This is a genomic window from Sphingomonas aerolata, from assembly GCF_023935825.1.
GTDB classification, from domain to species: domain Bacteria; phylum Pseudomonadota; class Alphaproteobacteria; order Sphingomonadales; family Sphingomonadaceae; genus Sphingomonas; species Sphingomonas aerolata.
This window is the reverse complement of sequence record NZ_CP098762.1, coordinates 3,004,887-3,027,918: the sequence shown is the minus strand read 5'-3', so window position 1 is coordinate 3,027,918 and position 23,032 is coordinate 3,004,887. Positions and strand designations below refer to the sequence as shown.

Here is a 23,032-nt window from a genome sequence, read left to right as displayed (position 1 = left end):
TTCACCTGTTTCCCTGCATAGCCCGTGCGAGTTTAACCGGCCATCGGACACCCGTTGCCGGGATGGCGCCAGGAGATCAGTGCCCATGCGTTCCGGACCCGTTTCCCGTTCCCTGTTCACGCTGGGGCTCGCCGCGTCGTCGCTGGCCGCCTGCAGCAGCACCGGCGGTCCGCCCGAACTGCCGCCCGCGGCCTATGTCGCGAACAAGGAACTGCCGGGCGAGGAATATGTGATCGGCCCGCTCGATCAGCTTAACATCTTCGTCTGGCGCAATCCCGAACTGTCGTCGAAGGTCCAGGTCCGCCCCGACGGCCGGATCACGACGCCGCTGGTCAACGACATGTCCGCGGTCGGCAAGACGCCCGCCCAGCTCGCCGACGACATGAAGAAGGCGCTCGGCGAATATGTCAAAAACCCGATCGTGTCGGTCATCGTCGAGAATTTCAGCGGCACCTACAGCCAGCAGGTCCGGATCGTCGGCGCGACCGAAAAGCCCGCCTCGATCCCCTATCGTGCCAATATGACGCTGCTCGACGCGATGATCGCGGTCGGCGGGCTCAGCCAGTATGCGGCGGGCAACAAGGCGCGGCTGGTGCGCTACGACCGGGCGAGCGGCAAGCAGAGCGAGTTCTCGCTGCAAATCTCGAACCTGTTGAAAAAAGGCGATTCGTCCGCCAATGTCAGGCTTGAGCCCGGTGACGTCATCATCATCCCCGAATCGATGTTCTGAGGCGTGGCGGTATGAACGGCATCTATGACGAGGCGCGGGTCGCGCTGCACGCGATCTGGACGCGGCGGTGGCTCGCGCTCGCGATCGCGTGGGGCGTGTGCGTCCTCGGCTGGCTGTTCGTGTCGCAGATCCCGAGCCGCTATGAATCGCGCGCGCGCGTCTTCGTCCAGATGCAGAACCTGCTGCCCGCGAGCATGGACCAGCCGTCGGCCTCGAGCCGCACCGACATCGACACGATCCGCCAGACGCTGACCTCCGCGGTCAATCTGGAGAAGGTCGTGCGCGGCACCGACCTCGCCAACACGGTGGCCAGCGACCGCGACGTCGCCGACCGCGTCGCCAGCCTCGCCCAGTCGATCAAGGTGACGTCGGCGCAGGACAATCTGTTCGAGATCGCGACGACCGCGGCGAGTCCGAAGCTGGCGCGGACGATCACGCAGAAGCTGATCGACATCTTCGTCGAGGGCAATCTGGCGGGCGACCGGACGAGCACCAGCCAGAGCCTCAGCTTTCTCGACAAGCAACTGGCGCAGCGGCAGAAGCAGCTCCAGGACGCGGAAGCCAAGCGCGCCGACTTCCAGAACCGCTATCTCGGCGCGCTGCCCGGCACCGGGTCGGTCGCCGACCGGATCGGCGCCGCGCGGTCGCAGATGGCGCAGGTCGATGGTGACCTCGCCGCCGCGCAATCGGGGCTGGCGGCGGTGCAGGGGCAGATGGCCGGCGTGGCGCGGACGGTCGCGGGCAGCGGCGGCGTCGCCGGTGCGGCCGGACCCGCACGCGCCCGGCTTGCAGCGATCCAGGGGCAGCTCGCCGATGCCCGTGCGCGCGGCTATACCGAAAGCCATCCCGACGTCGTCGCACTGCGCGCGCAGCTCGCCCAGGCAACCGCGGCGGCGCGCGGCGAACCGCTGTCGGGCGGCAGCGGCGCGGGTTCGTCGCCCAATCCGCTCTATGTCTCGCTGCAGGCGATGATGGCGGACAAGCAGGCGGCGGTCGCATCGCTCAGGATCCGTCGCGCGCAGCTGCAGGGCGATCTCGACCAGCTCAACGCCAAGCTGTCCGAGGATCCGACCGTCGCCGCCGAACAGGGCGCGATCGACCGCGATTATCAGGTGCTGAAGGACCAGTATGACCAGCTGCTGACCCAGCGCGAACAGATCGCGCTCCGCGGCCAGGCGCAGTCGCAGACCGATCGCGTCAAGTTCAGCGTGATCGACCCGCCGACCACGCCGCAAAAGCCGAGCGCACCGAACCGGATGCTGTTGCTGACCGGCGTGCTGATCGCCGGTCTCGGCGCCGGGATCGGCGGCGCGTTCCTGCTCGGCCAGCTCCGTGGCACGTTCGCGACGAGCACCCGGCTCGAACGCGTCGCGGGGATGCCGGTGATCGGGTCGATCGGCGAAGTCGTGACGCGCACCCAGTCCGAGCTGCGCGCCAAGCAGTTCCGGATGTTCCTCGGCGGCACGGCAGCACTCGGCGCCGCCTATGTGCTGCTGCTGGGCGTCGAGATCCTGCAGCGTGGCCTGGCGGCCTGAGGACGTGACCATGCGTAGCAAGATCCCCGAATCGCACGAAGCCAGCGGCGAGCCGCCACGCGCGCCGTCGCTGCTCGAACGCGCCGCCACGGTCTATGACTTCAACCAGCACGTGCGGGCCCGGCCGCCGGTGCCGCCGGTCGAACCGGCACGCGCGCCTGAGCCTGCCGCCGAGCCCGTTGCCGCGTTCGAAGCCGACGCGCCGGACTCCGACGATGCGACCTTCCTCGCGATCCCGCCCGAGCTTCGCGCGCCGATCGGGCAGGAATTGCCTGACGAGTTCCACCTGCCGCTGGTCGCCAGCGACACGGCGATGATCGATCGCGGGATGCTGGCGGCGAACGGCATGATGGTGCCCGGCGCGCCGGTCGGCCCGCTGGCGGAGGAGTTCCGCCTCATCAAGCGGCAGCTGCTGATCACGCGCGCGCAGATCGAGGCCAGCACGGTGCCCGACAAGGCGCGCACGATTCTCGTCTGCTCGGCGCGGCCGAACGACGGCAAGACCTTCTGCGCGATCAACCTCGCACTCTCGATCGCGGCCGAGCGTGATACCGAGGTGCTGCTGGTCGATGCCGATGTCGCCAAGCCCGACGTGCTGCGGCAGCTCGGGCTCGACGATGGCCCCGGCCTGCTCGATGCGCTGGCCGACACGAGCATCGACGTCGAGACGCTGGTGATCCGCACCGACGTGCCGCATCTCTCGATCCTGCCCGCGGGCGACCGGACCACGATGGATACCGAACTGCTCGCCAGCGCGCGGACCCGTGCGGTGCTCGCGCGGCTGCTCGCGGCGGATCCGCGGCGGATCGTGATCTTCGATTCGCCCCCTGCGCTCGCCGCGTCGCCCGCGGGCGTGCTCGCGATGCTGGTCGGGCAGGTCATGCTCGTCGTCCGCGCCGATCACACGCCCGAGAGCGAGGTCCGCGCCGCGGTCAACCGGCTCGACAGCTGCGAGCATATTCAGCTGGTGCTCAACGCGGTGTCGTTCGTCCCCGGCGGCGCGCGGTTCGGCAGCTATTACGAGCAAGGCGGCGCGCGGTGAGCGATGTCCGCCTGATCCTCGGCGGCGCGGCGGCGCTGTTCGTCGCGGCGCCCGCGCTCGCCCAGTCCGACTCCGCGTCCGGAAGCGGGCAGGGCGCACGGCGCGTCGTCGTCCGGCCCTATATCGAGGCGACGCAGATCCTCACCGCGGATCTCGGCGGCGGCGACGTGCTCACCTACACCTCGCTCGCCGCCGGCGTCGATGCGGCGGTGTCGACCGCGCGGATCAACGGGCAGGTCAGCTATCGCTACGAACGCCGCTTCGCCTATGACGACGATATCGGCGACACCGACATCCATTCGGGTCTCGCGCGGGTCGAGGCGCAGCTGACGCGCAACCTCTCGCTGGAAGCGGGCGGGATCGCCACGCGCTCGCGCTCGGACATCCGCGGCGCCGCGCCCGGCGTGCTGGTCGGCAACGTGTCGAACATCGCGCAGGTCTATGCCGTCTATGGGGGGCCGAATTTCGCCGCGCAGGCGGGCGACGTCGCGCTCAACGCGAACTACCGGCTCGGCTATACCAAGGTCGAGACCCCGACCTTCGGCACCGCGGCGACCGGTGGCCAGCGGCTCGATTATTACGACGATTCGATCGGCCACACCGCGACGGCCAGCGCGGGGTTCCGGCCGGGCACGCTGCTGCCGGTCGGGCTGACCGCGAGCGCGGGGTTCGACCGCGAGACCGCAGGCCAGCTGAGCCAGCGCTACCAGGGCTATTTCGGCCGCGGCGACGCGGTGCTGCCGGTGTCGCCCTATGTCGCGCTGACCGCGGGCCTCGGCTATGAACGGATCGAGACGAGCCAGAAGGATGCGCTGGTCGATGCCGCGGGCGTCCCCGTGCTCGACCGCGACGGCCGGTTCCGGACCGCGCCGGGATCGCCGCGCCGCATCGCCTATCGCACCGACGGGCTCTATTACGACGCGGGCGTGATCTGGCGGCCGAACCGGCGCACCTCGGTCGAGGCGCGGATCGGCGAACGCTATGGCTCGCTCAGCTTCACCGGCACCGCGACCTACCAGGCGTCGAAGGACATCGGCGTCGCGGTCAACGTCTATGACGGTGTGCAGACCTTCGGCCGCCAGCTGCGCACCGGCCTCGCCAACCTGCCGACGAGCTTCCTCGCGCCCAACCAGGGTTTCGCGCAGCAGTTCAACGGCTGCGTCTTCGGCGCGACCGGCGCGGCGCCGGGCGGCTGCCTCGACGACGTGTTCCAGTCGATCTCCACCTCGAGCTACCGTGCGCGCGGGATCGACGCGGTGCTCGTCGCGACGCGCGGGCGGACGACGTTCGGCGGCGGCATCGGCTATGCCAATCGCCGGCTGTTCGCGCCGCGCGGCGCGCCCGGCCTCGTCGTCACGGGCCTCGAGGACGAGAGCTATTACGGCCAGCTCTATTTCGCGCGGTCGCTGTCTTCGGTATCGGGGATCAATGCGACCGCGTTCGTGAACTATTTCGACAGCCAGCTCGGCGGCGGTTTCGTTACCGCGGGCGATGGCGGGGTCTGGTCCTATGGCGCGACCGGCACCTATTACCGCAATTTCGGACGGCTCGGCACGACCGCGTCGCTCGGGTTATACAGCTTCAAGGTCGGCGACTTCGACAGCGACTGGTCCGCACAGGCGCTGCTCGGTGCACGGTATCAGTTCTAGGATATTTGGCAGATGTACGACGAACATTACGGACTGACGGGACGCCCGTTCCAGCTCACCCCGGACCCCCGATTCTGGTTCGAATCGGGGACGCATCGCAAGGCCATGGCGTATCTCGGCTATGGTCTGGCGCAGGGCGAGGGCTTCATCGTCATGACCGGCGATATCGGCGCGGGCAAGACCACGCTGGTCGGGCATCTGATGGACACGATCGACCATCAGAGCCTGAACGCGATTCGTCTGGTGTCGACCGCGATCGAGGCGAGCGACCTGCTGCGGATCGTCGCGACCGCGCTCGGTGTCGACCCGGCGGGGCTCGAAAAGGCACAGCTGCTCACCGCGATCGAACGCGGGCTGCACGCCGTCGCGCGGACCGGCAAGCGCACGCTGCTGATCGTCGACGAGGCGCAGGCGCTGCCCGTGTCCGCGCTCGAGGAACTGCGGATGCTGTCCAATTTCCAGACCGCCGGCCATGCGCTGCTGCAGATCCTGCTGCTCGGCCAGCCCGAATTCCGCGACCGGCTCCACGGTTCCGACGGGCTCGAACAGCTGCGCCAGCGGGTGATCGCGATCCACCATCTCGATCCGATGGAGCCGCACGAGGTCGCCGACTATATCGCGCACCGCCTGTCGGTGGTCGGCTGGGAGGGCAATCCGGCGTTCACCGACGACGCGGTCGCCGCGCTGTTCGACGGGTCGGACGGCATCCCCCGCCGCCTCAACATGCTGGCGGGCCGCGTCATGCTCTATGCCGCGATCGAGGATCTGCGCGTCATCGACGGCGCCGTCGTCCGCGCCGTGCAGAGCGACCTGACCGCGGACCTGCCGACACTCGCGACGACGCCCACGCCCGAGCCTGCCCCCGAACCCGCCGCCGAACCCAAGGCACAGCCCCGCGCCACGCCCGACCCCGCCACCGACCCTGCGGTCCTCGACCGTCTCGCGATGCTCGAGGCGCGCGTCGAGCAGCAGGACCAGGCGCTGCGCCGCGTCCTGACCTTACTCGTCGAGTGGGTCGAGGGCGACGAGCCCAGGCCCGATTACAAGCCGATCCGCGGCGCGTCGCACTGGCACGACGCGGCGTGATCCGGTGACGACGGCGGTAACGGCCGGCCCGATCCGCAACGGCATGTCGGTCGATGTCGAGGACTGGTTCCAGGTCGGCGCGTTCGAGACGGTGATCGACAAGGCGGACTGGGACAGCCTCCAGCCGCGCGTAGAGGCGAATACCGATGCGGTGCTCGCGCTGTTCGCCGAAAGCGGCGTGCACGCGACCTTCTTCACGCTCGGCTGGGTCGCGCACCGCTACCCCGCGCTGATCCGCCGGATCGTCGATGCGGGACACGAGATCGCGAGCCATGGCTGGGACCACCAGCGCGTCTTCACGATGGATGCAGGCCTGTTCCGCGCCGACCTCGCACGCGCGCGCGCGGCGATCGAGGATGCGGCGGGGCAGCGTGTCACCGGCTACCGTGCCCCGAGCTTCTCGATCGACCAGCGCACGCCCTGGGCGCACGCCGTGCTGGCGGAAGCTGACTATGCCTATTCGTCGAGCGTCGCACCGCTCGCGCACGATCATTATGGCTGGCGCGACGCACCGCGCTTCGCCTTCCGCCCGCTGGCCGACAGCGCATTGCTCGAAGTGCCCGTCACCGTCGCGCAGTTCGGCACGCGTCGCGTCGCCACGGGCGGCGGGTTCTTCCGGCTGCTGCCCGCCGCGCTGATGGATTTCGCGGTTCGCCAGGTGAACGCCGCCGACCACCCGGCGATGTTCTATTTCCACCCCTGGGAAATCGATCCCGCCCAGCCGCGCGTCGCGGCGGCGCCCTTGCGCTCGAAGATCCGGCATTATTCGCGGCTTGGCGCGATGGCGGGCAAGCTGCGCGGACTGCTCGGGCGGCATGACTGGGGCCGCGTCGATGCCGCGGTCGCGGTCGAGGCGGGTCGGCTGCGGTGACGACGGCCACCGTGCGCGAGGCGGATCTCGCCGACGCGGACGAGCGCGCGCGGATCGCGGCGTTCGTCGATGCGACGGCGGCGGCGACGCCGTTCCATCTGCCCGCGTGGAGCATCGCGGTCGCGCGCGGTTGCGGCCAGCGCGCACGCTATCTGGTCGCGGAGCGGGGCGGGACGATCACCGGCGTGCTGCCGCTGACCGAGATGCGGTCGCCGCTGTTCGGGCGCGCGCTCGTCTCGGCGGGGTTCGCGGTCGATGGCGGCGTGCTCGGCGATGGCGCGGTCGAGCCGCTCGCCGCGGCGGCCTGGAATCTGGCGCAGCGGCTCGGCTGCCCGTCGGTCGAGCTTCGCGGCGGCGCGGTGCCCGCGGGCTGGGACAGCGACGCGGACAGCTATCTGGGATTCGCACGCGATCTGGCGGCGGATGACGATGCCGAGCTGCTCGCCATCCCGCGCAAGCAGCGCGCCGAGGTGCGGCGCGCGCTCGGGTTCGATCTCGACATCGCGACCGGCCGCGACCGCGCAATGCTCGCCGAGCATTACCGCGTCTATGCCGAATCGGTGCGCAATCTGGGCACGCCGGTCTTTCCCGCGCGGCTGTTCCGCAGCGTCGTCGAGACGATGGATGCCGACGTGCTGACCGTCCGCCACCGCGGCCGCGCGGTCGCGAGCGTGCTCAGCCTCTATCACCGCGGGACGGTCTATCCCTATTGGGGCGGCGGGACCGAGGCGGCGCGCGGCCTGCGCGCCAACGACCGGATGTATTTCGCGCTGATGGCGCATGCCCGCGCGCGCGGCTGCACGCGGTTCGACTTCGGACGGTCGAAGACCGGCACCGGCGCGGCCGCGTTCAAGAAGAACTGGGGATTTACGCCCGTGCCGCGGCTTTATGCCAAGCGCAGCGACGGCCCCGCGCGCGAGGTCAATCCGCTCAACCCCAGATATGCGCTGATGGTGCGTAGCTGGAAGAAGATGCCGCTCTGGGCGGCGAACCTCGCCGGACCGTGGATCTCCCGGGGTCTGGGGTGAGCGATCTGCTGTTCCTCGCGCACCGGGTGCCGTTTCCGCCCGATCGCGGCGACAAGATCCGCAGCTTCCACGTCCTCCGCTATCTCGGCGCACGCATGCGCGTCCATCTCGTCGCATTTGCCGACGACGCGGCGGACCGCGATCCGCCCGCCGCCTTCACGGACATGCTGGCGAGCTGCACGATCCTGCCACGCGGCAAGTCGCAGGCGCGCGCCGGACTCGAGGCGCTGGCCACCCGCAGGCCCGTCTCGCTGACGGCGTTCGCTTCTCCCGCCATGCAGGCCGCGGTCGACCGCATCCTGCCACGCGTCGACGGCATCTACTGTTTCTCGGGTCAGATGGCGCAGTACCTCCCCGATGACGGGCCACCCGTGGTCATGGACTTCGTCGACATGGACTCCGCCAAGTTCGCAGGCTTCGCCGACGACTCCCGCGGCCCGATGCGCTGGATGATGCGCCGCGAGGCACGGCTGTTAGGGGCCTTCGAGCGGGAGATCGCGGCGAGGGTCTCCGCCAGCCTGTTCGTCAGCGAAGCCGAGGCAGCCCTGTTCCGCACCGGCGGCGCCACCGGACGCATCCTCGCGGTTGAGAACGGCATCGACTCAACGACGTTCGACCCGGCGGGGCAGGCTGGAAACGCTAGGAAAGCCGCAACCCCATCCTACCACCCCGGCGAAGGCCGGGGCCCAGTTGGAAAGGCCGCAGTAACACCGGACAGTCCGTCGCCATCAACGTCCCCCAACTGGACCCCGGCCTCCGCCGGGGAGGTGAAGGGCAGGGCGACCGACCCGGCTGCGCATGGCGGGCACGCCGCAACCCCTTCCCACCACCCCGGCGAAGGCCGGGGCCCAGTTGGAAAGGCCGCAGTAACAGCGGACAGTCCGTCGTCATCGACGTCCCCCAACTGGACCCCGGCCTCCGCCGGGGAGGTGCCGGGCGGCGCGGGTGGCGCGACCGGACGCTTCCTGGCGGTCGAGGACGGTATCGACTCGGCGACGTTCGATCCGGCTGCGCAGGCTGGGCAGGCAGCAACCCCATCCTACCACCCCGGCGAAGGCCGGGGCCCAGTTGGAAAGGTCGCAGTAACAGCGGACAGTCCGTCGTCATCGACGTCGCCCAACTGGACCCCGGCCTCCGCCGGGGAGGTGAAGAGTGGGCTGGTCATCGGCAGCGCCCACGCAGACCCGCTGATCGTCTTCACCGGCCAGATGGACTACCGCCCCAATATCGACGCCGTGACCTGGTTCGCCCGCGACATCCTCCCCCGGATCCGCACGCAACACCCGACAGCCCGGTTCGCGATCGTCGGCCGCGCCCCGACTCCGGCGGTGCAGGCGCTGGCGAGCGACGCGGTGATCGTCACCGGCGCGGTCGACGACGTGCGCGGCTGGCTCGCCGCGGCCGATGTCTGCGTCGCCCCGCTGAAACTCGCCCGCGGCATCCAGAACAAGGTGCTGGAGGCGATGGCGATGGCGCGGCCGGTCGTCGCCTCGGCGGCGGCGGCGGAGGGCATCGACCACGCCGGCACGATCCGCGTCGCGGCGGACGCGAGCGAGTTCGCCGCACAGGTCCTCGCGCTACTCGACGCACCCGCCGACGCGGCCGACCTCGGGCGGGCGGCGCGCGCGCAGGTGCTGCGACGCTATGGCTGGGACGCGCGGCTCGCACCGCTCGATGCGCTGTTCGGGGTCGAAGGGCGCCGGTCCCCATCGTGACCGATCGCCCCGCGACGTCCTGGCCCCGGCATCTGCTCGCGCTCGGCATCGCGGCGACCCTGCTGCTCGCGCTGTTCCGCCGCGACGTCGCCGATCTGACGACGATCTGGTGGACCAGCACGACCTTCGGCCACTGTCTGTTCATCGCCCCGGTGATCGCCTGGCTGGTGTGGCAGCGGCGCGTCGAGCTCGCGCAGCTGACGCCGGTCGGCTGGTGGCCGGGGCTGGCGCTGGTCGCGGTCGGCGGGGCAGGGTGGCTGATGGGCGATGCAGCCTCGGTCAATCTCGCGCGGCAAGTCGGGCTGGTACTGATGCTGCAGGGCGCGGTCGTCGCGATCCTAGGCCCCAATGTCGCGCGCGGATTGCTGTTTCCGCTCGGCTATGCGCTGTTCCTCGTGCCCTTCGGTGAGGGGATCGAGCCGCCCTTGCAGGCGGTGACCGTCGCGATCGTCATGCCGCTGCTGCATCTGGTCGGCGTGCCCGCGGTCGTCGACGGCGTGCTGATCCATGCCGGCCGCTATTATTTCGAGGTGGCGGAGGCGTGTTCGGGCGCCAAGTTCGTGATCGCGATGGTTGCGTTCGGGGTGCTCGTCGCCAATGTCTGCTTCGTGTCGTGGCGGCGGCGCGCGGCGTTTCTCGCCGTGTCGGTGGTCGTGCCGGTCGTCGCCAACGGGTTTCGCGCGTTCGGGACGATCTGGGCGGCCGAGCTGACCTCGGTCGAGGCGGCGACGGGGATCGACCATATCGTCTATGGCTGGCTGTTCTTCGCGCTCGTCATGGCGGCGGTGCTCGCGATCGGCTGGCGCTGGTTCGACCGCGCGCCCGACGATCCCGCCTTCGATCCCGCGCAGCTGCAGGCGGTCCCGCGCTATCGGGGCGACCTCGCCGTCATCACGCTGCTCGTGCTGGCGGTGGCATCGGCGTTTCCCGCGTGGAGCGCGGCGGTCGCGGGGCGGCGGCAGGCGCTGCCCGCCCAGATCACGCTGCCCGACGTGCCCGGCTGGCACCGCGTCGATGTCAGCGTCCGCGCGCCGTGGATGCCCTGGTATCCGGGCGCGGACCATTATCTGTTCGGCCGCTATGCCGATGCCTCGGGCGCGACCGTCGACATGGCGCTCGCGGTATTCGGGCGGCAGGGCGACGGGCACGAGCTGATCGCGTTCGGCACGGGCGTGCTGCGCGAGGAGGATCGCTGGGTCCGCGTCGCCGACCTGCCCCCGGTCGCGGATGCCGCGGGCGCGCGCGGTTCGGCGATGCGGATTACCGCGCCCGGACCCGTGGAGCGCATCGTCGCGACGTGGTACCGGGTCGGCGATGCTACCACCGATGACGGGATGATCGTGAAGATCGAGACGATGAAGGCGCGGCTGTTCGGCGGACCGCAGCGCGCGGTTGCGGTGCATCTGTCGGTCGAGGGTGGCGATCCGCGACCGATGGCGCGCTTCCTTGCTGCGCTCGGACCGGTCGGCACGGTCGCCGATCACGCCGCGGGCCTGCGCTGAATGTGCGGGATTGCCGGGATCTTTCACCCGGGCACGCCAAAGCCGGTCGATCCGAACCGCATCCAGGCGATGATCGCCGCGCTCGCGCATCGTGGTCCCGATGGCGACGGCATCTGGACCGCGCCGGGCGTCGGGCTGGGGCATCGCCGGTTGTCGATCATCGACCTCGAAGGCTCGCCGCAGCCGATGTCCGACGGCGACCTGACGATCAGCTACAACGGCGAGATCTACAATTTCGCCGAGCTGCGCGCCGACCTGATCGCGGCCGGCGCGCGGTTCCGCACGAGGGGCGATACCGAGGTGCTGCTGCACGGCTGGCGCGCCTGGGGGCCGTCGATGCTCGACCGGCTAAACGGCATGTTCGCCTTCGCGATCCACGATGCCGGCGCACGCTTGCTGTTCCTCGCGCGCGACCGGCTGGGGGTAAAGCCGCTTCATTATGTCGAGCTGGCGGATGGGTCGGTGGCGTTTGCCTCCGAACTGAAGGGCCTGCTCGCCAACCCGCTGGTGCGGCGCGCGCCCGATCTGTCCGCGGTCGAGGATTACATGGCGCTCGGCTATGTCCCCGACGACGCCTGCCTCGTCGCAGGCGTGAAGAAGCTCGCGGCAGGGCATTTCCTGCTGATCGAGCGCGGGCGCGGCATGCCCGCGCCGCGCCGCTGGTGGGACGTCGATTTCTCCAACCGCGCGACCGGCTCAACCAAGGCGCTGGGCGAGGAACTGGTCGAGCGGATGCGCGCGGGCGTGCGGTCGCGGATGGTCGCCGACGTGCCGCTCGGCGCGTTCCTGTCGGGCGGGGTCGACAGCTCGGCGGTGGTCGCGCTGATGGCGGAGGCGAGCCCGCGCGCGGTCCGGACCTGCACGATCGGTTTCGACGAGGCGGGGCATGACGAGCGCAGCCATGCGACGACGATCGCAAGGCGTTTCGCGACGGACCATGCCGAGCGGGTCGTCGATCCCGACGATTTTTCGCTGATCGACACGCTGGTCGCCGCGTTCGACGAGCCGTTCGCCGACGGGTCCGCGCTCGCCACCTATCAGGTCTGCGCACTGGCGCGCGAGCGGGTGACGGTCGCGCTGTCGGGTGACGGCGCGGACGAGGCGCTGGCAGGCTACAGGCGCTACCGCTTCCAGGCGGCGGAAGAGCGCGTGCGCGGGATGCTCCCCGCGCATCTCAGGACGCAGATATTCGGGGCGCTCGGCCGGCATTATCCCAAGGCCGACTGGGCACCGCGACCGTTCCGCGCGAAATCGACCCTGCTCGCGCTCGCAGCAGGCGGCGGCGAGGCCTATGCCCGCTCGGTCGGCGTCACGACGCCAGAGGTCCGCGCGCGGCTGTTCTCGGGCGCCGCGCAGGCCGCGCTGGGCGGCTACCGCGCGGAGGAACGCTATGTCGCGACGATGGCCGCCGCCCCCGCGCGCGACGCGATCGACCGCGCGCAATATGCCGATCTCAAGCACTGGCTGCCCGGCGACATCCTGACCAAGGTCGACCGCACCAGCATGGCGGTCGGGCTCGAGGCGCGCGAACCGCTGCTCGACCACCGGCTGGTCGAGTTCTGCGCGACCTTGCCCGTCGGCATGCGGCTGCGCCACGGCGAGGGCAAATGGCTGATGAAGAAGGCGATGGAGCCCTATCTGCCCAAAGAAATCCTCTACCGCCCGAAAATGGGCTTCGTGACGCCGATCAGCGCGTGGTTCCGCGGCGCGCTGGCGGGCGAGGCGAGCGCGCTCGGATCGTCGCGGATGCTCGCCGAGACGGGCTGGTTCGACATGGCCGCGATCACCGCGCTCGCCGAGGCACATCGCGGCGGGCGCGCCGAGCATGGCCGCACGCTGTGGCAGCTGATGATGCTCGAACGGTCGCTGAAGCGGGTGTTCGGCTAGGCCGGCGCCAGCGTTCGCGGCCTGCCCTTCGACTTCGCTCAGGGCGAACGGAGGGAGGACCCACACCCGTCGTCAGAGCGGCGCTTCGGGCCCGATCGCCTCGCGCATCCAGCGGTCGAACAGCTGCGGCCAGAGCGAGCCCGGCGAACTCGCGGGCAGGCGCGTGCCGAAGCCGTGGCGCCCACGCCGCAGGATATGCGCCTCGACCGGAATGTCGACGCGGCGCGCGGCGGCGAGCATGTCGAGGCTGTTGGCGACCGGCACCGTGTCGTCGTCCTCGGCATGGACCAGGAACAACGGCGCGTCGCCGCTGCGCAGATTGCGGTCGATCGCATAGCGCGCCTGCATCGCCGGATCGGGATTGGGGCCGAGCAGCTGCGCCCGCGAGCCGCCATGGCTGCGCCCCGGATCCATGTTCGACACCGCGTACATCAGCCCGGCAAAGGCGGGCCGCGCCGACAGCCGGTCCGCGGCATCGACCGGGCGATAGACCTCGAGCCCATGATGGATCTCGAGCGACCCGGCGAGATGCCCGCCCGCCGAGAAGCCGAGCACGCCCAGCGCCTCGGGGTTGATCGCATAGCGCCGCGCATTGGCGCGGATCAGCCGCATCGCGCGCTGCACGTCGGACAGTGGCACGTTGGCGCGGTCCGCCCAGCCTTCGCCCGGCAGCCGGTAGCTGAGCACGAACACGGTGATGCCGAAGCCGTTCAGCACCCGCGCGACGTCGATCCCCTCGTTGCGCAGCGAGGTGATCGAATAGCCGCCGCCGGGGCAGACCAGCACCGCACGGCCATCGGGGCGGGCGGCGCGGAACACGCCGACCTCGGGCTGGACGACGCCGCGCATCTGCACGTCGCGGTAGCCGCCCGGGCGTCCGGTGATCATCGGGCGCGGGCGCGGCAGCGGGGTCGGCGCGCCCGCGGGAATGCCGGGCCACAGCGCAAAGCGCTCGGCGGGCGGCCAGACCGGATCGCCGGCGAGACGGGCTCCGCGATTGGCCCCGCCATTGGCCGCGGACTGGCCGGCGGCGTCGGAGAGCAGGGCGGCGGGGGCGATCCCGGCCGCGAGCGGCAGGGCGAGCAAGGTTCGGCGGTCGAAGGTCATGGCGCGGTAGCTAGCCGATCCCGATTGCGCAGGGGAAGGGGCGATCGACACGCATCGCCGGCAATGGTCCCGTCAGAATACCGCCATCGCCGCGTGCAGCGTGAGCGCGATCAGCGCGAGGCTCGACAGCAGGAACAGGATGAACCGCGTCTGCACCCGGTTGGTCGTCGCCTGCGCGATGCTGTGCGCGACCCGCAAGCCGACATAGGCCCAGGCGATCCACGCGTTGACCCCGTCGCCGGTATGGCTGAGCGCGAGCACCGCACACACCGCATAGAACAGTGTCGGCTGCTCCATCAGATGGTTGTAGTTATGCGCCTTCCACTGCGCACTGGCGGGCAGCGAGCGATCCGCATCGGCGGCGCGGGTGCCGACGAGCTGGCTGAGGTCGACCCCCGCCGCCTTCATCGCGGGCAGGCGGGTCGCCAGCATCCAGAGCAGCATCACCAGCGTCCAGGCGATCAGCGCGACCATCGGCCGCAGGATCTCGCTGTGGATCAGGTCGTCATGCATGAAAAAGCCTCCCCCGGTTCCCCGGAGGAGGCTGCATCAATCACGCATCGGGAGCAATCGCAGAATCCTCCCCCTTGCAGGGGAGGATCAGCGCGCCCGCCTCAGGCCTTGTCGAAGCTCGCGCCCCACTTGCGGACCGGACGGTCCTTCCACAGGCCGCGATGATACGCGTCCGACGCGAGCAGCGGCATGACCGAACCCGCTTCGGCGAACACCATCTGCTCGATGCCGGTGTTGACCTTGCCCCACGACGCCGCCTCCTGCAGCGTCGACGACGAGCACGCACCGTCGCGCACGTCGGCGACCGTGATCTGCACCGCATATTTGTGGACCTGGACGTCGTCGTGACCGAGGATCTCGGCGCAGACGACGGTGTCCTGAATGAAGTTCTTCGGCACGCCGCCACCGATCATGAGAAGCCCGGTGGTGCCCGCCTTGATCTTGATCTCGGTGAGCTCGCGGAAATCGGCGATCGCGTCGAGGACCATGTACGGCTTGCCCGCCTTTGCGGCATCGACCTGGTGCTTGACCAGACCGAAGCCCGCCGAGCTGTCGACGAACGCCGGGCAGAAGATCGGCACGTCATGCTCATAGGCGAGCTTGACGAGGCTGTTCTCCTTCTTGCCGTGCTCGACGAGGTACTTGCCCATCTCGCGGATGAACTCGCGGCTCGAATAGGGGCGGGGTTCCAGCGTCTCGGCGATCTCGAAGATCGTGTGGTCGACGTGCTGGAGCTCTTCCTCGTCTATATAGGTGTCGTAGATCCGGTCGATCATCAGCGAGCGCAGCACGTCGTCGTGCGGCACCTCGAGCGCCTGGTAATGCTTGTGGCCGAGGCCCTCGAAGAAATCCATGTCGACGATCGTCGCGCCGGTCGCGACGATGCCGTCGATCATGTTGTTGCGCAGCAGCTCGGCATAGAGGTCCATGCAGCCGCCAGCGCTCGTGCTGCCTGCGATCACGAGGAAGATCGTGCAGTCCTTGTCGGCGAGCATCTGGTTGTAGATGTCGGTCGCACGGCCGAGGTCGCGGCTGGTGAACGACATCTTCTTCATCGCGTCGACGATCGGCCGCGCGTCGAAGCTGGTGATGTCGATATGCTCGACGGTGGTGGACAGGAGCTCAGCCTTGCGCTGCGCGTCGATGCGGGTGTCTTCGGTCATGGTCATCATCCTCAAACGTCGTCATCCCCGCGCAGGCGGGGATCCATAAACTCGGGGGCAGGTGGAGCCGCGCCGATAGCGTTTATGGATTCCCGCCTGCGCGGGAATGACGGTAGAAATAGTAGGTCGTGGTTACAGCGTGACGACGTTGGACGCGAGGTCCTGGTACCGTTCGTCGTACAGCGAGACCATCGGCTCGTCGGTGACGATCACCGTCTCGTCCGATCCGAACCCGTTGAACGCGGTCCGCATCGCCGAGCCGTATGCGCCGAGCATGCCGATCTCGATATAGTCGCCCGCCTGGATGTCGGCGGGCAGCAGGAACGGCCCGGCCATGTGATCCATGTCGTCGCACGTCGGACCATAGAAGCTGAACTCCATGTCCTTGGCACGGCTGTCCGGCTCGCGGAGCAGCTCGACCGGGAAGCGCCAGCCGATATGCGCCGCATCGAACAGCGCGCCGTACGCGCCGTCGTTGATGTACAGCTCGGTCCCGCGGCGCTTTTCAACGCGCACGATGATCGACGAATATTCCGCGCACAGCGCCCGGCCGGGCTCGCACCACAGCTCGGACGAATAGCTGACGGGCAGCGATTCGAACGCACGGTGGATCGTCTCGAAGAAACGCTCGAGCGGAGGAGGCTCCATCCCCGGATAGGAGGACGGGAAGCCGCCACCGACGTCGATCACGTCGACCGTGACCGCCGCCTCAACGATCGCCGCGCGGACGCGCTCCATCGCGTTCGAATAGGCCTCGGGCGTCATCGCCTGGCTGCCGACATGGAAGCAGATACCGAGTGCGTCCGCCGCCTGGCGGGCCGCGAACAGCAGTTCCTTGGCTTCATGCGGCGCGGCACCGAACTTCGACGCGAGGCTCAGCTTCGAATGCTCGGACGACACACGCAGGCGGACGCACAGCGTCAGGTCGGTGGCTTCGCGGGTGGCGCGCACGACCTTGTCCAGCTCTTCCAGGCTGTCGAGGCTGAAGGTGCGGACGCCATGCGTGAAATACGCCTCGGCGATCGCTTCCTCGGCCTTGACCGGGTGCATGAAGCACAGGGTCGCCTCAGGCAGCGTCCGCGCGACCAGGCGCACTTCGGCGATCGACGCCACGTCGTAATGCGTGATGCCATTGTCCCACAGGATCTGCAGGAGTTCGGGAGATGGATTCGCCTTCACCGCATACATCGAGCGGCCCGGGAACTTCTCGACGAAGAACCGAGCGGCGCGCGCAGCAGCGTGCGGACGAACGAGCGTTACCGGATTGACCGGGCGCCCCTTAGCGATGTCGATGCCGCCCCCGATGAGGGGAGTGTCGGCGGTCGAATGGGCTTTCGCTAACCCCAGCGCGATATGATGCTTGACCAATTCAAGGGACCTCCAATGTCCTGAGACAAATTACGAAAACACTGCCTTGCGGTTGGAAGTCCCATGGGGCAGCGGAAGCGCGATTTAGGGGCGCACGCCCCCCATGTAAATAGCATCTGCACCACAGGAGACGACGTGTGACGATTTTGCGACAGCCGACGGGGGCCGGGGTCCGTGACGCGGCAGAGAAGATCGCGCGCATCCTGCCGCCGACGCCGCTGTTCGTGGCCGAAATCAGGGGCATAGCGGTCGCGTTCAAGGCGGAATCGCTGCAGCCGGTCGGCGCGTTCAAGATTCGCGGCGCCTGGCACCGGCTGACCGCGATTCCCGAGGCCACCCGCGCGCGCGGCGTCGTCGCCTTCTCGTCGGGCAATCATGCGCAGGGCGTGGCGTGGGCGGCGCGGCGACTCGGCATCGCCGCGACGATCGTCATGCCGTCGGATGCTCCGCGGACGAAGCGCGACGCGACGCTGGCGCTCGGCGCGGAGGTCGTCGCCTATGACCGCGCGACCGAAAGCCGCGAGGCGATCGCCGCACGCCTCGCCAAGGCGCGCGGCGCGACTTTGGTGCCGAGCTTCGACGATCCGTGGATCATCGAGGGGCAGGGCAGCGCGGGGATCGAGGCGCATGCCCAGATGGCGGCGCTCGGCCTGGGGTCGCCCTCCCGCATCATCGTCCCGTGTGGTGGCGGCGGGCTTGCGGCGGGGGTCGCGCTGGCGGTCAAGGACGCGGCGATCACGGTGGTCGAGCCCGAGGGGTGGGACGACATGCGGCGGTCTCTCGAAGCGTCGTGGATCGAGCCGGTCGGGCCGAACCCGCCGCCGACCGCATGCGATTCGCTTCAGACGCAGCGCGTGTCGCCGCTGACCTTCGACGTCCTGTCGCGCCGCGATGCGACCGGCGTCGCGGTCAGCGAGGCGGAGACCGCGGCGGCGCAGCGCTGGGCGGCGGAGCGGCTGCGGCTGGTGATCGAACCCGGCGGCGCGGTCGCGCTCGCGGCGCTGCTGGCGGGCAAGGTGCATCCCGAACCCGGGCTGCTCGTCATCCTGTCAGGCGGCAATGTCGACCGCGCCGCCTATGCCGCGGTGCTGGCAGCATGACCGCCGCATTGACCGCCATCGCCGCCGCCGCGCCCGCCATCGCCATGCTCGGCATGTTCGCCTGCCTGATCGGCGGCATCACGCTGATCGTGAAGAACCACGACCGCCGCAAAGGCATCCTCATGCTCGTGATGGCCGCGGTCCTGCTAGCCAACGTAGCAATCTGGACCCTGTAAACCCCTCTCCCCTCGGGGGAGAGGGAGGGGCCCGCCGCGCAGCGGTGGGAGGGTGAGGGCACGTGGTGAAGCGCAAGGCTCCCCAACGTGCCCTCATCCGGCGCTTGCGCGCCACCTTCCCCCCCGAGGGGAGAAGGGCATAAGCTCACCGGATCGGCGAATTCGGATCCAGCCGCATGTCGAGATACTTGTCCACCGACCCCATCAGCTCGGGCATCTCGTGCTCGAAGAAGTGGTTCGCCTTCGGGATCGTGTCGTGATGGATCGTGATGTGCTTCTGCGTGCGCAGCTTGTCGACCAGCTTCTGCGTCGCCCCCGGCGTCGCGACCTCGTCGCCCTCGCCCTGGATGATGATCCCGCTCGACGGGCAGGGCGCGAGGAACGTGAAGTCGTACAGATTGGCAGGCGGCGCGATCGAGATGAAACCGCGGATCTCCGGCCGGCGCATCAGCAGCTGCATGCCGATCCACGCACCGAAGCTGACGCCTGCGATCCACGTCGTCTGCGCCTCGGGATGGAAGCTCTGCACCCAGTCAAGCGCGCTCGCCGCATCGGAAAGCTCGCCGACGCCGTTGTCGAACACGCCCTGGCTCTTGCCGACCCCGCGGAAGTTGAACCGCAGCGTCGCAAAGCCGCGCCGCTGGAAGGTCTTGTAGAGCTGCTGCACGATCGCGTTGTTCATCGTGCCGCCCGCCGACGGATGCGGGTGGAGGATCATCGCAACGGGCGCGCGCGGGCGCGGACCCGGCGCAAAACGACCTTCGAGACGGCCTTCGGGACCGGGAAAAATGACTTCTGGCATGGGCACTCGCGAGCTGGGATACGCACTCGGGTGGAGTGCCGGACGATGCGCGCTATATAGGTAATGCACCCCTTTTCGCAATTGGAACCGACCCTGTCCCGTAACGAACCCCGCATCTACCTTGATCACGCCGCCACGACGCCGATGCGTCCGGAGGCCGTCGCGGCGGTGATCGAGGGCATGGCGCGCTGGGCGAACCCGTCCTCGCCGCATGCCGAGGGGCGGGCGGCACGGGCAGCGCTGGAGGATGCGCGGCGCCGGATCGCGCAGGCGCTCGACTGGCCGCACCACGTGATCCTGACCAGCGGCGCGAGCGAATCCGCAAGCCTCGCGCTGCGCGGCCGGCCAGGCATCGGCGTCGCCGCGGTCGAGCATGACGCGGTCCTGCGCGCCGCGGACCGCCCGGTCATGCTCGACGTCGATGTGGGCGGCATCGTCTCGCCGCTAAGGACTCCCGCTCTCGCATCCTCCCCCCTCCCGTTCGTTTCGAGCGAAGTCGAGAAACACCTCCCGGGCGCAGGTCTCTCGACTTCGCTCGAGACGAACGGGGAGCGCCCGCCCATGTTCGCCCTCCAGTCCGCCAACAGCGAAACCGGCGTCCTCCAGCCCGCGACCGCCACCCCCCGCATCGCCGATTGCGCGCAGACCGCCGGCAAGCTCCCGCTCCCGGACGCGGACATGATCATCGTCTCCGCGCACAAGCTCGGTGGCCCGCCCGGGATCGGCGCGCTGCTCGTCCACGACCTCGGCCTGCTCGATCCGACCGGCGGGCAGGAGCGCGGCTATCGCGGGGGCACCGAGAATCTCCCCGGCGCACTCGGCTTCGCCGCCGCACTCGAGGCTCCGCGCGACTGGTTCGCGCCGCTTGCCGAGCTGCGCGCCGAACTCGACGCCGCGATCCTCGCAAACGGCGGCGAGATCGTCGCGCGGGCCAGCCCCCGCATCCCGACCATCGCCTCCTATCGGATGCCCGGCGTCGGCGCGGCGGCGCAGCTGATCCGCCTCGACATGGCCGGGTTCGCGGTCTCGGCGGGCAGCGCCTGCTCGTCGGGCAGCATGCGGCCGAGCCATGTCCTTGCGGCAATGGGCTATCCCGCCGACGCCGCCGCGCAGGTCGTCCGCGTCAGCTTCGGCTGGACCACCACCGCCGACGACGTCGCGCGCTTTGCCGAGGCCTGGACGCGCATCGCCCGCGACATCAGGGCGGCGGCATGAGCTATCTCGACTACCAGGCGACCACCCCGCTCGCGCCCGAGGCGCTAGCCGCGATGCTCCCCTGGCTCGAATCACAGCACGCCAACCCGCATTCCCCGCACCGCGAAGGTCGCCGCGCGAAGGCCGCGGTCGAGCTCGCACGCGATCAGGTCGCGGCATTGCTCCCCCCCGGCGGCCGCGTCGCCTTCACCAGCGGCGCGACCGAGGCGCTCAACTGGGCGATCAAGGGCACATCCGGGCCCATCACGACACTCGCCACCGAACACGCCGCCGTGCTCGACACAGCGGCGGCGGAAGCGGCGCAGGGGCGCGACGTGACGATCCTGCCGGTCGGCGCGGACGGGATCGTCGATCCCGATGCCGTCGCCCGCACAGGCCTCGTCGCCGCGATGCTCGTCAACAACGAGATCGGCGTGATCCAGCCGATCGCCGCGCTCGCCGAGGCCGCGCACGCCGCCGGCGCGCTGCTGCTGTGCGACGCGGTCCAGGGCTATGGCCGCGTAGCGATCCCCGACACCGTCGACCTGATCGCGATTTCCGCGCACAAGATCCACGGCCCCAAGGGCATCGGCGCGCTGTGGATCCGCGACGGCGTCACGCTCGCCCCGCTGCTCCACGGCGGCGGGCAGGAGGCGCCCGGCCGTTCGGGCACGCTGTCGCCCGCACTATGCGCCGGCTTCGGCGTCGCCGCGCAGCTGATGGCCGACCGCAGGGATCAGGACGCCGCGCATGTCGAGCGCCTCTGGGCGCTCGCCCGCGACCGGCTCGGCCCCGGCTGGACGATCAACGGCGCCACCGACCCGCGCTATCACGGCAATCTCAATGTTCGCCGCGAGGGGCTCGACGTGAACCGGCTGATGTCCGACCTGCGCGACATCGCCTTTTCCGCGGGCTCCGCCTGTGCGAGCGGGTCGGGGCGGTCGAGCCACGTCCTGCGCGCGATCGGCCTGACCGAGACCCAGGCCCGGTCGAGCATCCGCCTCGGCTTCGGCCGCTACACCACCGAAACAGACCTCGCCGCCGCGATCGACGCGATCGCGGCCGCCGCGGAAGGGCAATGGCCATGATCGTCCGCTTCCCATGATCGTCCACTTCATCGCCCGCGACGGCAGCATCCGCAGCGTCGCCGCCACCCCCGGCGACCGGCTGCTCGACGCCGCCCAGGCGGACGGCCAGCCGCTTGAGGGCACGTGCGAGGGCCAGCTTGCCTGCGCGACCTGCCATGTCATCGTCGACGCCGCCGATGTCGCCCGGTTGCCGCCGGCGAGCGCGGACGAGGAGGACATGCTCGATCTCGCCCCCGACGCGACCCGGACCAGCCGGCTCGCCTGCCAGATCCGCCTGACCGAGGCGCTCGACGGACTGACGGTGCGCATCCCCGGCTGACCGTCCGGACGAACCTTACAGAATGACAACGGCCGGTTCAGCGTCGAGCCACGGCGGTTCGGCGATCAAGCCTCCACCGCCCCAGTATACGGGGCATTGATACAGCCCCGCTGCCCGGGGCTCGAGTGGAGTAGCTCTCATGAGGATCATCGCTTTCTTCGCCGCCGGCGCCCTGGCCGCCGGTACCCTGGTTGCAGCGGCCCCCGCGGACGCACAGCGTTACGGCTGGGACGGGCCGCGCGGCGGCGGTCATCATGGCCGCGGCTGGCATGGCCCGCGCCACCGCTATGACGGCTATCGGGATGGCGGTTACCGGGGCGGCTACCGCGGCGGGTACCGGGATGGATATCGCGGCGGCTATCGCGGGCACCGCGGCGGCTATCGCGCGCATTACGGCTATGGCGGGCCGCGTGGCTATGGCCGCTCGCGCGTCGTGTGCCGCATCCAGCGCGGCTATTACGGCCCGGTTCGCCGCTGTTTCCGTCGTTGATACGGAACCGTAATGAGGCGAGGCGAGTTTGCAACATAGGTTATGGGATTCACGCGAATCCAGACCGCTCAGGAGACTTTCCATGAAGTTGTTTACCCTCGCCGCCGCCGGTCTCGTTGCGCTCACCGGCCTCGCGCCCGTCGGCTTCGCCGCCGAGGCATCCGCACAGCGCACCGTCGTCCATGAGCGGACCGTCGTCCGTCACAACGACAACCGTCCCGGCGTCCGTCATCGTACGCGCACGCGTCAGGTCTGCCGCAACGTGGTCCGCAACCATCATCGCCAGCGCGTCTGCCGCACGGTTCGCGTCAACCGCTAAGAACGGGCCTTCCCCAGGATCAGGCCGTAAAGCGGCTTGATCATCCCGTCCGACCCCGCCATATGCGCAGCGGGAGTCGGGCGGACGGGGTCGTCGCCAACTTGGTCAGATCCGGAAGGAAGCAGCCACAACGATTTCGCCCCGGGTCGTCCCGGCTCCCACCGCGAACATTTGCAAGCAAATGTGAGCGCGGCCAGCGGCGCACAGCGCCGTCTGACGACACGGCGTCGCCGTGGCGCCCCTACCTTCGCCGCCAAACCCCTGATCCCAAACAGCTTTCGCAAAGACGTTCCCGAAACGTTCCATTTCGCTGTAAAACTGTCCGCGATTGTGGTAGGCCAAGCCATG

The 23,032-nt window shown here is 69.6% G+C and carries 21 protein-coding genes, 1 other RNA gene and 1 pseudogene; 18 read left to right on the top strand and 5 right to left on the bottom strand.

What is annotated here, in order from left to right:
- The first annotated feature begins 85 nt into the window (after nucleotides 1-85).
- The 10 genes and pseudogenes from NEF64_RS13695 to NEF64_RS13650 all read left to right on the top strand — a co-directional run bounded on the left by NEF64_RS13695 (nucleotide 86) and on the right by NEF64_RS13650 (nucleotide 13,045).
- Nucleotides 86-730 (top strand): XrtA/PEP-CTERM system exopolysaccharide export protein, encoded by a 645-nt coding sequence (locus NEF64_RS13695; RefSeq protein ID WP_031393819.1) that lies wholly within the window; start codon nucleotides 86-88, stop codon nucleotides 728-730.
- Between the two features lie 11 nt (nucleotides 731-741).
- Nucleotides 742-2,265 (top strand): XrtA system polysaccharide chain length determinant, encoded by a 1,524-nt coding sequence (locus NEF64_RS13690; RefSeq protein WP_056405514.1) that lies wholly within the window; start codon nucleotides 742-744, stop codon nucleotides 2,263-2,265.
- 10 nt (nucleotides 2,266-2,275) lie between these two features.
- A complete protein-coding gene (locus tag NEF64_RS13685) occupies nucleotides 2,276-3,307 on the top strand; it encodes an AAA family ATPase (RefSeq protein WP_056405676.1) in 1,032 nt (343 codons plus the stop codon).
- Entirely contained in the window at nucleotides 3,304-4,956 is a 1,653-nt protein-coding gene (locus NEF64_RS13680) for a hypothetical protein (RefSeq protein WP_234387277.1), read from the top strand. Before NEF64_RS13685 ends, NEF64_RS13680 begins: the two co-directional genes overlap by 4 nt.
- A gap of 12 nt (nucleotides 4,957-4,968) precedes the next feature.
- Nucleotides 4,969-6,042 (top strand): ExeA family protein, encoded by a 1,074-nt coding sequence (locus NEF64_RS13675; RefSeq protein ID WP_056405515.1) that lies wholly within the window; start codon nucleotides 4,969-4,971, stop codon nucleotides 6,040-6,042.
- Nucleotides 6,043-6,085: 43 nt separating this feature from the next.
- Nucleotides 6,086-6,913, top strand: a complete 828-nt coding sequence (locus tag NEF64_RS13670; protein WP_056405678.1) for an XrtA system polysaccharide deacetylase — start codon at nucleotides 6,086-6,088, stop codon at nucleotides 6,911-6,913.
- Nucleotides 6,910-7,941, top strand: a complete 1,032-nt coding sequence (locus NEF64_RS13665) for a FemAB family XrtA/PEP-CTERM system-associated protein (RefSeq protein ID WP_056405516.1) — start codon at nucleotides 6,910-6,912, stop codon at nucleotides 7,939-7,941. The genes NEF64_RS13670 and NEF64_RS13665 overlap by 4 nt, the downstream gene beginning before the upstream one ends.
- Before the next feature lie 1,178 nt (nucleotides 7,942-9,119).
- Nucleotides 9,120-9,656: pseudogene (locus tag NEF64_RS13660) on the top strand (glycosyltransferase); the annotation flags it as partial.
- Nucleotides 9,653-11,158: an exosortase A gene (gene xrtA / locus NEF64_RS13655; RefSeq protein ID WP_235516287.1), complete on the top strand. Its 1,506-nt coding sequence runs from the start codon at nucleotides 9,653-9,655 to the stop codon at nucleotides 11,156-11,158. The pseudogene NEF64_RS13660 and the gene xrtA, both read left to right, overlap by 4 nt.
- Nucleotides 11,159-13,045 (top strand): XrtA/PEP-CTERM system amidotransferase, encoded by a 1,887-nt coding sequence (locus NEF64_RS13650; protein WP_056405518.1) that lies wholly within the window; start codon nucleotides 11,159-11,161, stop codon nucleotides 13,043-13,045.
- Nucleotides 13,046-13,117: 72 nt separating this feature from the next.
- Here the strand turns inward: NEF64_RS13650 and NEF64_RS13645 are convergent, their stop codons facing one another.
- The 4 genes from NEF64_RS13645 to NEF64_RS13630 all read right to left on the bottom strand — a co-directional run bounded on the left by NEF64_RS13645 (nucleotide 13,118) and on the right by NEF64_RS13630 (nucleotide 17,196).
- Entirely contained in the window at nucleotides 13,118-14,152 is a 1,035-nt protein-coding gene (locus tag NEF64_RS13645) for an alpha/beta hydrolase (protein ID WP_056405519.1), read from the bottom strand.
- Nucleotides 14,153-14,224: 72 nt separating this feature from the next.
- On the bottom strand, nucleotides 14,225-14,650 hold the full coding sequence (locus tag NEF64_RS13640; protein ID WP_031396468.1) for an MAPEG family protein: 426 nt from the start codon (nucleotides 14,648-14,650) through the stop codon (nucleotides 14,225-14,227).
- A gap of 116 nt (nucleotides 14,651-14,766) precedes the next feature.
- On the bottom strand, nucleotides 14,767-15,828 hold the full coding sequence (locus tag NEF64_RS13635) for a 1,9-bis(guanidino)-5-aza-nonane synthase (RefSeq protein ID WP_031396469.1): 1,062 nt from the start codon (nucleotides 15,826-15,828) through the stop codon (nucleotides 14,767-14,769).
- 132 nt (nucleotides 15,829-15,960) lie between these two features.
- Nucleotides 15,961-17,196, bottom strand: coding sequence for a type III PLP-dependent enzyme (locus NEF64_RS13630; protein ID WP_031440749.1), 1,236 nt, complete (start codon nucleotides 17,194-17,196; stop codon nucleotides 15,961-15,963).
- Nucleotides 17,197-17,333: 137 nt separating this feature from the next.
- Here NEF64_RS13630 and NEF64_RS13625 point away from each other — a divergent pair, with 137 nt between their 5' ends.
- Complete coding sequence (locus NEF64_RS13625) at nucleotides 17,334-18,296, top strand: threonine ammonia-lyase (RefSeq protein WP_056405520.1); 963 nt, start codon at nucleotides 17,334-17,336, stop codon at nucleotides 18,294-18,296.
- Nucleotides 18,293-18,472 (top strand): hypothetical protein, encoded by a 180-nt coding sequence (locus NEF64_RS13620; protein WP_056405521.1) that lies wholly within the window; start codon nucleotides 18,293-18,295, stop codon nucleotides 18,470-18,472. The genes NEF64_RS13625 and NEF64_RS13620 overlap by 4 nt, the downstream gene beginning before the upstream one ends.
- Nucleotides 18,473-18,617: 145 nt before the next feature.
- On the opposite strand, the gene NEF64_RS13615 is transcribed toward NEF64_RS13620, so the two are convergent.
- On the bottom strand, nucleotides 18,618-19,274 hold the full coding sequence (locus NEF64_RS13615) for an alpha/beta hydrolase (RefSeq protein ID WP_031395613.1): 657 nt from the start codon (nucleotides 19,272-19,274) through the stop codon (nucleotides 18,618-18,620).
- Between the two features lie 63 nt (nucleotides 19,275-19,337).
- On the opposite strand from NEF64_RS13615, the gene NEF64_RS13610 reads away from it, so the two are divergent.
- The 6 genes from NEF64_RS13610 (at nucleotide 19,338) to ffs (ending at nucleotide 22,848) form a co-directional block, all read left to right on the top strand.
- On the top strand, nucleotides 19,338-20,489 hold the full coding sequence (locus NEF64_RS13610) for a cysteine desulfurase family protein (RefSeq protein ID WP_056405522.1): 1,152 nt from the start codon (nucleotides 19,338-19,340) through the stop codon (nucleotides 20,487-20,489).
- Nucleotides 20,486-21,556 carry a cysteine desulfurase family protein gene (locus tag NEF64_RS13605; protein WP_056405523.1) on the top strand — a complete coding sequence of 357 codons (1,071 nt, stop codon included), beginning with the start codon at nucleotides 20,486-20,488 and terminating at the stop codon, nucleotides 21,554-21,556. Before NEF64_RS13610 ends, NEF64_RS13605 begins: the two co-directional genes overlap by 4 nt.
- Before the next feature lie 13 nt (nucleotides 21,557-21,569).
- Nucleotides 21,570-21,875 (top strand): 2Fe-2S iron-sulfur cluster-binding protein, encoded by a 306-nt coding sequence (locus tag NEF64_RS13600; RefSeq protein WP_056405524.1) that lies wholly within the window; start codon nucleotides 21,570-21,572, stop codon nucleotides 21,873-21,875.
- 139 nt (nucleotides 21,876-22,014) lie between these two features.
- Nucleotides 22,015-22,365: a hypothetical protein gene (locus NEF64_RS13595; protein WP_056405525.1), complete on the top strand. Its 351-nt coding sequence runs from the start codon at nucleotides 22,015-22,017 to the stop codon at nucleotides 22,363-22,365.
- 82 nt (nucleotides 22,366-22,447) lie between these two features.
- Nucleotides 22,448-22,684, top strand: a complete 237-nt coding sequence (locus tag NEF64_RS13590; RefSeq protein ID WP_031441523.1) for a hypothetical protein — start codon at nucleotides 22,448-22,450, stop codon at nucleotides 22,682-22,684.
- A 70-nt stretch (nucleotides 22,685-22,754) separates the two neighbouring features.
- An RNA gene (gene ffs, locus NEF64_RS13585) (signal recognition particle sRNA small type) lies at nucleotides 22,755-22,848 on the top strand.
- The last annotated feature ends 184 nt before the right edge of the window (nucleotides 22,849-23,032 follow it).

Bases quoted from the DNA above. Each gene is read 5' to 3' on its own strand.
- NEF64_RS13695 (WP_031393819.1), top strand. From the start codon at position 86: ATGCGTTCCGGACCCGTTTCCCGTTCCCTGTTCACGCTGGGGCTCGCC.
- NEF64_RS13690 (WP_056405514.1), top strand. From the start codon at position 742: ATGAACGGCATCTATGACGAGGCGCGGGTCGCGCTGCACGCGATCTGG.
- NEF64_RS13685 (WP_056405676.1), top strand. From the start codon at position 2,276: ATGCGTAGCAAGATCCCCGAATCGCACGAAGCCAGCGGCGAGCCGCCA.
- NEF64_RS13675 (WP_056405515.1), top strand. From the start codon at position 4,969: ATGTACGACGAACATTACGGACTGACGGGACGCCCGTTCCAGCTCACC.
- NEF64_RS13670 (WP_056405678.1), top strand. From the start codon at position 6,086: ATGTCGGTCGATGTCGAGGACTGGTTCCAGGTCGGCGCGTTCGAGACG.
- NEF64_RS13650 (WP_056405518.1), top strand. From the start codon at position 11,159: ATGTGCGGGATTGCCGGGATCTTTCACCCGGGCACGCCAAAGCCGGTC.
- NEF64_RS13645 (WP_056405519.1), bottom strand. From the start codon at position 14,152: ATGACCTTCGACCGCCGAACCTTGCTCGCCCTGCCGCTCGCGGCCGGG.
- NEF64_RS13635 (WP_031396469.1), bottom strand. From the start codon at position 15,828: ATGACCGAAGACACCCGCATCGACGCGCAGCGCAAGGCTGAGCTCCTG.
- NEF64_RS13620 (WP_056405521.1), top strand. From the start codon at position 18,293: ATGACCGCCGCATTGACCGCCATCGCCGCCGCCGCGCCCGCCATCGCC.
- NEF64_RS13615 (WP_031395613.1), bottom strand. From the start codon at position 19,274: ATGCCAGAAGTCATTTTTCCCGGTCCCGAAGGCCGTCTCGAAGGTCGT.
- NEF64_RS13610 (WP_056405522.1), top strand. From the start codon at position 19,338: ATGCACCCCTTTTCGCAATTGGAACCGACCCTGTCCCGTAACGAACCC.
- NEF64_RS13605 (WP_056405523.1), top strand. From the start codon at position 20,486: ATGAGCTATCTCGACTACCAGGCGACCACCCCGCTCGCGCCCGAGGCG.
- NEF64_RS13600 (WP_056405524.1), top strand. From the start codon at position 21,570: ATGATCGTCCACTTCATCGCCCGCGACGGCAGCATCCGCAGCGTCGCC.
- NEF64_RS13595 (WP_056405525.1), top strand. From the start codon at position 22,015: ATGAGGATCATCGCTTTCTTCGCCGCCGGCGCCCTGGCCGCCGGTACC.
- NEF64_RS13590 (WP_031441523.1), top strand. From the start codon at position 22,448: ATGAAGTTGTTTACCCTCGCCGCCGCCGGTCTCGTTGCGCTCACCGGC.